The 11,260-nt window shown below is 43.4% G+C and carries 6 protein-coding genes; all 6 read right to left on the bottom strand.

Annotated features, from left to right (window positions below; all coding sequences use genetic code 11):
- Positions 1-20 precede the first annotated feature (20 nt).
- The 6 genes from DXC10_RS00465 to DXC10_RS00440 all read right to left on the bottom strand — a co-directional run bounded on the left by DXC10_RS00465 (position 21) and on the right by DXC10_RS00440 (position 11,259).
- Positions 21-2,192 (bottom strand): alpha-N-acetylglucosaminidase, encoded by a 2,172-nt coding sequence (locus DXC10_RS00465; RefSeq protein ID WP_117737153.1) that lies wholly within the window; start codon positions 2,190-2,192, stop codon positions 21-23.
- A 36-nt stretch (positions 2,193-2,228) separates the two neighbouring features.
- Positions 2,229-4,436, bottom strand: coding sequence for a beta-N-acetylglucosaminidase (locus tag DXC10_RS00460; RefSeq protein ID WP_101541796.1), 2,208 nt, complete (start codon positions 4,434-4,436; stop codon positions 2,229-2,231).
- Between the two features lie 161 nt (positions 4,437-4,597).
- The gene (locus tag DXC10_RS00455) at positions 4,598-6,196 is read right to left on the bottom strand and encodes a DUF4998 domain-containing protein (RefSeq protein ID WP_117737152.1); all 1,599 of its coding nucleotides are present in this window, start codon (positions 6,194-6,196) and stop codon (positions 4,598-4,600) included.
- A gap of 130 nt (positions 6,197-6,326) precedes the next feature.
- Complete coding sequence (locus tag DXC10_RS00450; protein ID WP_117737151.1) at positions 6,327-7,952, bottom strand: DUF4998 domain-containing protein; 1,626 nt, start codon at positions 7,950-7,952, stop codon at positions 6,327-6,329.
- Positions 7,953-7,958: 6 nt separating this feature from the next.
- Positions 7,959-9,230 carry a DUF5000 domain-containing lipoprotein gene (locus tag DXC10_RS00445; protein WP_117737150.1) on the bottom strand — a complete coding sequence of 424 codons (1,272 nt, stop codon included), beginning with the start codon at positions 9,228-9,230 and terminating at the stop codon, positions 7,959-7,961.
- 22 nt (positions 9,231-9,252) lie between these two features.
- On the bottom strand, positions 9,253-11,259 hold the full coding sequence (locus DXC10_RS00440) for a RagB/SusD family nutrient uptake outer membrane protein (protein WP_158557797.1): 2,007 nt from the start codon (positions 11,257-11,259) through the stop codon (positions 9,253-9,255).
- Position 11,260: the final 1 nt, after the last annotated feature.

The raw sequence follows: 11,260 nt of genomic DNA, 5'->3' as shown, positions 1-11,260 counted from the left end.
GATAATTGGGGGACTTGTAATTAGTAACCGGTAATCTTTACGGTCTCTATGCAATCCCCTTCTTTTACAGGGGAATAGAAATTGTGTTGTAAAGTCCAGGGTTCTTCCAGCGAATAGTAATCTATTTCATTGGCGGGGTCATTGTCGGGAAGATTGTTGAGACGGTCGAGCCAGGTTTTCCAACGTAGATAATAGAAATCTTTCAGTAAACCGTTCCATTCCTTGTGGGCATAGTCGTGCAGACCTCCATCATCGGATGCCAGGCGGTTACCCCATGTGGTGATTTGTACACGGGCGTTCCACTCCAGCCAGTCTTTCTCTTCCGGAGTGTGACCCAGGTTGCGGGCTTGTTCTATCCATCGGCCTACCTTGAATTCGGGACGGGTGGCAAGCAGGCGGTCTTGTTGCAAGAGCAGTTCGAGGAAACGGTCGGAAGCCAAGCGAAGCAACGGTTTGTCTCCGGCATCGTATGCCGCTTGGATTACTTTGTAAATCAGACGTCCTTTTTCGGCTACGGCCTGGCGGGTGATGTCAATCAGATCGTATTCAAAATTATTGTTCCCTTTGAACTGTCGGGCTTCTTCCAGAAATAGGCGTGCGGCACGGAGCACGTCGTGGGGATTATAGTAGTCGGACATTTCGGACCAGCTGGAGACCTGATAAACATTCAGAGCGGGGCGGGCACAGAAGATGGATTCATGCGTGCCTTGCTGGGTGGAGCGGGGCGGGCAGTTGTAGACGGAGTTGCCCAGCAATACCCATGCTTCCAATAGCCGGGGGGTACATTTGCCATAGCGGGCGGAAATATATCCTTCCAGCCATTCGTCTTTGGAGAAACCGGAAGGCCGCCAGGGCAGTTCGCAGAGCAGTTCGTACATCACGGGGTTGTTTTCCGAGCCTTCCATGGTCATTCCTATTCCTTTCATTGTACTTCCGAAGGGGCTTTCAACGGCTTTATAGTATTCATCGATGACGTGTTGCATCTTGCCGTGCAAGCCTACATTGCCACCGTAGTTCAGCAGCATGCAATAGAGCCATTGATGGTTGTCGAAACCGTTCTTCCGATACCAGGCGGAGTTGGGGTCGCCCCATTGCGGACGGCTTTCGGAGTAAAGGTCGAGTACAAGCATATCGCCCCGGGGAATGTTCTTTATCATCTGCGCGCGTGGGTTGGCGCCCCATGCCTGTATTACCCAGATGGAATTCCGGCTGTTCTCTTTCATTGCTTGCCAGATGGCTTGTCCGGCTGCATCCAGATTGACACCCGCTACATTGCCTCCTTCGTGAAAGGGATCCATGCTGTAAAAGTCTGCTTTACCATACAGACGGTTCATTTCTTTATAGTACAAAGCGGCTATTTCCTTGAAACGGGTATCAGTAGGTTGCAGGAAAGCAGGACGGTGGTATCCGTTCCATTTACCCGGACTGGCCACGTTCACTCCTAATTTTTCTTTGACATTGTGTGGAAGCATACCCGAATATCCCGGCAGTACGGGATGGATACCGTACTCTCGCATACGTTTCAATATTTTCTTTTGAAGGGCGATGCGGTCTTCATACCAGGAGTCGGTATTCGGTCCGCCCCATCCTTCGAGATTGTTCATCAGCCACCAGGCCTGGAAGGCGGGACCTGCCACAAACTCGTTTACTTCTTCTTTGGAGTAACCTAACTTTGAGAGTACGTTGCGCCAGACGGCATCCGTTCCTACCAGTGCCAAAGACAGGTTGATACCGTGCAAGGCCATCCAGTCAATCTCTTGTTCCCAACGCTTCCAGTCCCAGAATGCCATGGTATAAGAGAAAGTGCAATAGTTGAAGTCATAGCGGTAGATGGATTTTGTATCGTGTCTTTCTTTATGGAGGACGGGAGGGAGTATGGCGGGAAGTTCGGCAGTCATATTGTTCCAAGAAAGATGGATACCTGCATGGTATTTAAGATACCAGTTCAGCCCTACGGCTATACTGATATAGTTGTTCCCACGGATGACAACTTTTGAGCCTTTTTGATCCAGCTCAAAGAAATCTTTATCTTCGTTGTTGGAGGACGAAAAAGGGGATGTAGCCTGTTCAATGATGAATTTACCGGAAGACCCTGGCGCAATTCTTTCTAACAGCCCCTGTACAGGAGACATGGCAGAGATAATGGGAAGAAGGCAAGACAACAAAATACAAGATATGGATAATCGTTTCATAATCAATTTAGTCTCAGGGTTTATCTATTAATTAAACTATTTTTCCCTTAGGCGAAATGCTTTGAAATATACTTTCTGTTCATCGCCGGAAATGTTGGTTAATTTAATCTTTCGTATTTTCATGTCTGCCACAGCAGCTTTCAGCTGTGTGTTTCTTGCTGCTGATTGCAATTCCACGGTTTGCCATTCATTGCCGTCGGGGCTTATTTCCAGTTTGAAGCGTGAACCGATATTTTCCGTTGTCCCCAAGTCTATAGTGAGAGAGAGCAGCCGACGGGCATAGTCCATGGAGAGGGTGAGTGAACCACCGGCTTGCCAGTTGATGACTTCGTTGGACGGAGAGATATTACCCGCTTTCCCTTTTCGTTGCACCGGGAGCTGAGCCAATTGGCTTACATCACTTTCCAGGGTGTAGGGCGTATAAACGGCTTGTGTATCCAGTTGCGCGTAGTTTTGCTTGTTATAGCGTATCGTGGCGATTTCAAACAGTGCATTGAAAGTAGGCACCAGATACTTGCTGCCGCTTTTTATTCCTGATGGATAAGCGGCATCTGTTTCACTCATCAGGGTTTGTAAGGCTTGTGCATGTGCATGACTTCGGACGAAGATATCCTTCTGTTGTTGCAGGCGCATCATGTTCAGTACTTCCTCGCCGTACTCACCTACGAGTTTAAATTGCGTAAGCCAAGGTTTGATTTCGTTTATCAGCGGACGGTTCTCATCTCCGGAGGCCGTTAGCATATCGGCGGAGGTCACGATTTTCCGGCATTCCTCAGCTACCCGGTTATAGGCCGATTCATCTATTTTTCCATTCTCACGGTAAGTTCTCAGTAATGTGGAAAGTGCGGGTTGGATGTCCGCTGACTCATCACGCCGGAAGCCATGCCCGTTCTTACCCAGGTCGGAATTGTGGGAGGCAAAGATCTTAAGATACTCAGCGTGGAGTGGCATAAGGTCTTTGATGGCATGTTGCCAAGAAACATCGCTGTTATAGCTGTACATATTCCATGTGTAATCGGCTATGCTGTAGAGTGCAATCTTGGAAGCTTCGGCATGTTCCATCGGATTGGAGACGAAAGCAGCCATATCGTCTTTGATGTCGAGTCCGTTTCCGTAGACAGCCCCCAACAAAAGGTGGTCGCGTACATAGTCGGAAACAGGGAAGTTCCACCAGATGTAGGCTTTCCGTTTCAGCAGGGGAGTGATAAATTCCAAGGTCGGTTTATCGATATTAGAAACGACACTGTTACCGGTCCACATGATTTCTATACCTTTGTTCAGTTTCTCACCGAGGGTGGTGAGATAACCGCCTTTTATATTTGCCCATGATTTATTATATTCTGTAGGACACATTATCAGAGGAGCTACATCTTTCTTTACCTTTACAAAATGGTCATCGATATAATTCAGTAATTCAGCCTGTCTATCCGCTTTTGTCCCTTCCCCTGAGATATCGTCAAAGAAAACAGCGAAACCACGTACGCCGAGCTGGTACATGCTTTCGAACTTCTGCAACAAGAGTGAGCGGTCTTCTTCGTTCCATCGAATGTCTTGTCCCGGATGGATGGCCCAATAGAAGATAACATTGTTTTCTTTGGCCTTGTCTACAAGTTGTTTTAATTGTTCGGCTTCTTGAGGAGGATAAGGTTTGCGCCAATTGGGAGTGCTATGGTAAGGGTCGTCCTTAGGACCGTAAAGGTAGACATTCATTTTGTTTCGTCCATAGAAATCAAGTTGACGCATACGGGCTTCCTGGCTCCAAGGTGTGCCATAGAAGCCTTCTACTACACCACGATAGGGGATATCGGGATAATCTGTGATCTCTGCCAAAGGTAATTTGTTGAGAGTGAGCAGTTGGGCAAGCGTTTGGACACCGTAATAGGTCCCCCGTTCGTCGGCTCCGGCAATAATAATGCGGTCTTTTTCTATTTTCAGGTAATAGCCTTCCGGCTTTTGTGGAATATGGCGGTCATATTTCTTGATGATTTTATCTCCCTTTATACCTATATATAGAGAGAATGTAGCATTGGATACTTCACCCGGCATTAATGAATGTAATAATGTCAGAGTAGCCCCGCCATGAAGAGAATTGCCGGATAGTACTTGATATTGTTGGGGAATGTTGATTGAATCATCCTGAGTGATATATGCTTGGGGAAGGGGATGTAATTGAAACTCTTGCGCATGAAGCGTTGTAGTTGCCAACAGACTGGAAATTCCCAGTAATAGTAGTTGTTTTCTCATAATAGATATTTTTAAGGATAGTGAATTATGTTACAAAGATGGAGAAAATAATGAATATTATACAATTATTTTAGAATAAATAAAAAGGCCGCTTCTTCACAGGAGCGACCTTTCTTTAAGTCTAATTTCACCAATAAGAAGTATCCCTACTTCCGGTTTCTTTAGTCATGGGGCTGTGGATTAGGGTTTGTATTCTTTTCGTAGATCTTGAAATCAGCCAAATACAAAGACTCATCCTTGATGCCACTAGTAGGGAATTTCCCATTGAAATCTTCCTCTAGTTTACCACCGTAACTACGATAAATACCGAATTTGTTCCGAATATTGGTTGCACCTTTACGCCACATGTCAATATCTGTAAACTTCTTTTCTACAAGCACTTTACCGTCACTGATACGTACCATCTTGATATAATACGAACCATTGTGCGTATAGTAGATTTCAGATGTGACTTGTATCCATTCATCTTCAAAATCGCTTAATGGCAGGTTGTCAATGATCGTTCCTTTGTTGGTATCTTTATTGTCTCCGTTATGGATGACCTGCACACGCGAGTTCTTACCGTTTGTATCGCTGGCACGAGGAGTAATAGTGATGAGTGGAGAACCATTATTACCTTCCTGCGCCTTCAGCTGATGGATGTGAGTGAAACTTTTGGTGGGACGGAACCCTTTAGGTATCTTGAATTTCCATTCTATTCTTTGCCATTCTTCCCAGTTACCATTCATATGATATTTCCCGTCTCCCGTACGCGATTTCATTTCGTTACGCATACGGTCTTCTATTTTACCGCGGTCACCATCTAATATAATGATGTTGCCATTAGCATCACCTGAGGCATGAGAATTAAACTTGAAGACCCATTGCCCCAGTCCTTTGTCTTCTACCACTTCAATATGTGTATCATCGTTATGATCTTTTCCTCCACCATTGTTGGGATGTTCTGTATATTCGAAATTATATTTCTTCATATATGTATCTACGGCTTGCCATCCGATCAATGAGGCGGCAGCTTGCATTTCTGCTTTCAATTCCCAGGGGACTTCTCCGCTGGTGTTAACTGTAATCTGGGTCGGTGCGGCTTTGACTTCGTCAATGGCTCCATTGGGTAGGTAGACAGTAGTTATTTCTAATTTTCCATTTTCAGGAAATTCCTGCAGTGTTACAGTTCCTGCTTTATCAGATTCAGATGTCACCTCTTTCTGCTCACCGTTTACATTGGTATATTTCAAGATATACCTTACCACATCCTTATAGTTATCTGACCAGCTGAAGTTTAAGATATAATTTGTAGGATTCCACTCAACATTGGTTATAGCGGGATTCTTCAGGCCGGAGATATATTTATTACCATAAACATTGACAGGTGATCCTATCCATTTAGGGGAATTCATCTTTTTATCTTCAGAGTAAGCGACGAAGCTGAAAGTGAGTGTACCCTCTTCTATGTTATCGATGTAGAATTCATTGGACTTTTCTGCTTGTGAAACAGTCATTGCAACCACAGCAGACTTCTTTTCACTTCCTGCAGTCCAAGTTACTTCGCATTGTTTTGCACGTGAGTCAGAATACTTATATTCCACCTTTATCCGTTGATTTCCGGGATATACCTTAATGTCATCGAACTTCTCCAGACTGACTTTTTCTTCCTCTTTCGGGGGAGTGACCGGCTCTTCCGGTTCATTCTTCGAGTCTGAACAAGCTAGTACCAGACATCCGGCAATCCAACCTATTAACAACTTCTTGTACCAGTTTCTCATATACTATCTCCCTTTTTATGGTTATATAAAATATTGTGCAAGGTCTTAAAAAAAGAAGAGTGTCAAAAATTGATAACATTATTCCTTTTGTCTATTTTTTGACACTCTTCAAATTTATTTTACGAGTTTACTAAGGCTTTACTGCAACCGGATTGTCATTGTTCTGGTTTTTCTCAAAGATCCTTATACCGTCCAGATATACAGATTCTGTTTCAATACCGGTAGTCGGGAACATACCTTTAAAGTTATCTTTGATTTTACCCTTGAACCATCGGCGGATACCGAAGTAAGCACGCATATCGATACAGTTCTCACGCCACAATTCAACATTGGTCTTTGAATAATCTACGATAACCTTACCATCGCTGACGCGTTCCATCTTGACTTTCAATGTGCCTTGATAAGAATAAAGAACTTCAATGGTGATATGTACCCATTCATTTCTGAAATCGTCCATTTTTAAGTTATCAACTAACTTCGCATTGTTTCCTCCTGCTTTAGTCTGGCCGTTGTGTATAATCTGGAAACGTGCGTTCTTTCCGTCCTTGTCATCTCCATAGGCATTGAGAGCGATTACTGCATTACCTGATCTTTCTCCACCATCTTCTTTGGGAATAAAATAGAAAAGATGATTGCGCTCGTTAATAGGCTTGAAATCTGCCGGTATCTTCATGTACCAATCATAAATCACAGTTTCACCATAGTTACCACAAACATCATGGTTACCGGCACCGGTTTGCGGACTAAACTGATTGACTTGGCGGTCTTGATTGTTACCTGCATTCATGGCATCATCCAAGCACTTGATACTTCCGTCTTCGTTGGCTTCTGCATGTGCTGTAAGTTTAAATACATACTTACCTCTGGCTGCATCGTTCACGAATTCAATATGGCTACCAATATCGCTAGGGCTATTTTTACTTGCATTATTTCCTTCCGGATGTTCAACATAGTCATATTTGAACTGTTTCATGTAAGTATCTGCATCTTGCCAGGTTGTCCATGTAGCAGCCTCTTGGGGTACTGTCATGTTAGCTGTTAGAGCCCAAGGCTTTTCACCTTCTGCTGCTGTACTGAACGGTTCACTGAATGGAGTGGCAAACTCATCAATGGCACCTTCTGCAGGAAGATAGACTGTAGCGTATGTGAAGGAACCGAATTCGGGGAAATCAGGTAATACGGCCTTTTTCTCACTGTTTACATCTATTCTTAATTCCTGCTCTTCACCATTTATATTGGTATACTTAATCAGGTAAGCAATAGTTCCTTCATAATTACTGCTCCAATATAAGGTGAGTTCTTGTGTAATCGGACTAAAACTATAGGAAGAAACATTCGTGTTCAATAGTGTTGACAGATATCTGTCTCCGTAAATAGTTGTGGTAACGTTAGTCTTCAATGATGGATATTCCATTACTTCAGTATACGTACGGAAATCGAAACTGATTGTAGTTTCGTCCAGTTCTTCAAGATAAAAAGAATTAGGAGTCTCCCCAGTGGTATTCGTGATATCAACCGTCTTGGATGATGCCCCCATATTCCATTCAATTACACACTTCTTGGCTTTCGGGTCTGTCACCCAATAGTCTACACGAGCCCGATAGCGTCCTGGATATAATTTGACAGAGTCGAATTTAGCCAGATAGATAGTCTCGCCTTGTTCCAAATATTTGTCATGCAGATCGTTCATATCCGAACAGGCCATAGTAGTCAATCCAGAGAAAACGAACATTAATACTTTAATATACCATTTCATGTTTTCTTACTTTTTGTTAGTTACAGTTTCTTCTTCACCTCCATTGTCCGGAGAATAACCTTCCGGTTGTCCCCAAAATTCGAGTTCGGCAATATGTACCATTTCGGTACCTCCCCAAGTTTCCAGAATATCAAAACGGATGTAACGCACATCAGTAGCCAATTCGATGGGGAATGTGAAGTCTTCCCCTTCGGCAGCTATACGCTCATCCTCCACAGAAGCCTCTCCCAAGGGAAGCCCTGAAGGTTTGAAAGAGTTGAATTCACCCAAGAATATCCATTGGCGTTCTGGATCCGTTTCATTAAGACCTACGTTACTGTTGAGGGAACCATATACTTGGAACCGTTTCGGATTTCCATGTTCAAAAGCCCATCCTCCCAGATTTCGTTGGGCCAGTTTCATACGGCTTAACGTATATATTTGTCCCATATCAAATGTAAAACGTACTGGAAATGGATCACCGGCAGGAAGATGGAACATATTTCCCTTGTCGCCTCCTTCAGTCTGTTTTTTGCCATCCCACATTTCTGTGATGGGGTAAGAACTGGAGTATTGTTTATATTTAATTGCCGGATCCCCGTTCCATTTCTTCCAATATTTGGTGCTTTGTATTTTTTCTTCATACAGGGGGGTACATTCTTGTGATTTTTTATCGGTCGTATTTCCGTACTTGTCGGTAATCGTAGCACTAAGTACCACTGGTTCCACGCTTAACCCCCGTACAAAGCCTTCACCTTCGGGAGCTGACGAATAGAAAATCTGCAAATTTTCTTCCACATCACTACCATCAGTCAATGGTTTGGAAATAGATACAATAATATCTTTCATTTCCGGATTTTCCCATGTAAACTTGGCACCTCCGAAGTCACTGTTAATCTTCAAGGTCTCATATACATCGAAGATGGGTGCACGTTTGGGGGTAAATTTAACAGTAACCGGTTCCGATAAATTACGGCTTTTGTCCATAGCACGCAACTCTGCCGTATGTTCGGTTGCATTGGCAAAACCTTCAAGTGTAATTTCCCTGGAATATCCAGATACCATGACTGACATCTTTTTCCCTGTGTCCAACGTAAAGTTGGCTATCACTCCTTGCAGGTCGGCATCATCGGGGATGGTATAAGCCAAAGTCACCCCACCACCGAATGTCTCTTTTACACCGACATTGCTCACCGGACCTGGAGCTACGTTATCTACAGGATACTGTCCTACACTCTCTTCATTACAAGCAGACAAGAAAGCGAGTAATAAACTGAATAAAAAGATATGTTTTTTCATTTCTTATAGTTTAAAAATTAGATTACCAGCCCGGATTCTGAATGAGATTGGGATTCTCGTTGATATCACTTTCCTTAATGGGCCACAAATAGTCTCTCAGAGAGAATGAAACGTTATAGACTGTACGTACAGTGTTGTATGACAAATCGTCTGTACCATCGTAATTCCAGCCTTTGATGGATTGGTTCATTTCTGTCATGATGTCGTAGCGGTCTACCCGGCTACCACCACTCCAACGACGCATGTCGTAATAGAAATGGCCTTCCAATGCCAATTCAATGACACGTTCTTGGTGAATAATATCACGTAGACCGTTCTTGTCTCTGAATTTATCAGGTTTGTTTGAATAGAGGGTCCAGCTTTCTTCTACGCCTTTTAAACCGGAACGGAGACGGATTGGATCAATCCAGTTTTCCCAAATCTCAGCGGTCGGTTGTGCTTGTGATTCATTTAATGCTTCGGCATAAAGTAAATAGAGATCTGCTAAGCGGATGTTAGGCCAAAAATAAGTATAGGATACAAAACCGGTACCGGCATCATTCAAACCGGTTTTGTAATTTACTAATTTTTTTGTAAAATAACCGGTTGCACTATAATATTGTTCACCGTTACGTCCGGCGGGATTATTTGCCACGTCACCGGCAAGAGAACATACTGTATGCTGGTAGTCTTCTGAGTTGGCCTTATCAGGTACTGCATAACTACATCCGTACCATTTACTACCGTTAAAAGCTAAACTACCATAAAAACGTGGCTCTCGGTTAAGGTTCAGATAGGGAACAACTTTACCTGGTTCTACCTCTAAACGACTTTCTTCGGGGGCAACTGTGGTTTTATACCGATTGGAATACCAATTTTGTACATCCCATTCCTTATCCTCCTCGATTGGCACACCATTGGAACTGTAAAAGTTTTCAGCGGTAGCTAAAGTGGGGGTGAGCTGCGCACGGACGGAAGCTACACGGAACCCGCTATTCAATGCTGGCATACAATATTTTTGGATATTACTTGCATCGGTCATCGGATCCGACCAAATAGTTTCTTTGCTCAACGGATCGGTTACAATCATACTGGATTGTACTATTTTCTTTGTCTCGTCGGAAATGGCAGGAATGATATCAAGCGGTTCAAATTCATAAAGTCTGTAACCCGCTTCATGGCAAATATCGATAGCTTCTTTACAAGCTTTCACGGCATCTGCCCAGCGTTTGGCAACTTCTTCCTCACTGCATTTCGGGAAAAGTTGTATACCTCGAGAATCTTTAAAGTTTTCGTACATACTGTTTTCTGCATAGAACGGACTGGCTATATGTACCATAATCTTAGCTCGCATGGCAGCTACAATAGGACGTGTGATACGGCCGTTCTCTGTAATTTCATCGTCCACCTGTAAAGGTAACGGTGGTTCAGTATCACCCAGTTCGTCATCTCCGGCTTCACCATAAAGTGCTTCATCTAATAATTGCTTTACATAATTGATACATTCATTGATGGGAGAACGGAATGCGCGTACTTCTTCGGGGCCGGCTTCCATCGGTACATTTTCTTTCATTAATACGATAGGACCGTATTGTTCAATCAATTTCCAATGATAGTAAGCTTTCAGAAATTTTACCTCTGCACACCACTGTTCGCGTTCAGACACACTTAAGTCACGTATCAGATGAGCATTATCTAAAAAAGTGTTACAGCAACGTAATCCTTTATATAAATTAACACCACCCTGGCCACCAGTCCAATAGGACAATTTAGGGTCTGTAATTGTATTTCCATCCAATGTTATTTTGACACCATTTTCACGATTACGGAAATAGGTAGTCACTTCGGTTCCACAAGTGCGCCCTACGGAATTGGTTTGGTGGCTCAATGTTGGTAGATAATGATAGCAAGTAGCCAAATATTGCAAGGCACTGCGTCGGTCACGAAACGCATATTCAATGGTACTCATCTTTTCGGGAACCACGTCCAAATAATCACAAGACGTAAAACATCCCAACAAAGCTAGAACGATCAGTTTTTTTATTTTCATA

Source organism: Bacteroides sp. OM08-11 (assembly GCF_003438665.1).
Lineage (GTDB): Bacteria > Bacteroidota > Bacteroidia > Bacteroidales > Bacteroidaceae > Bacteroides > Bacteroides cutis.
The sequence above is the reverse complement of the archived record's forward strand: the minus strand, read 5'-3'. Positions and strand labels throughout refer to the sequence as shown.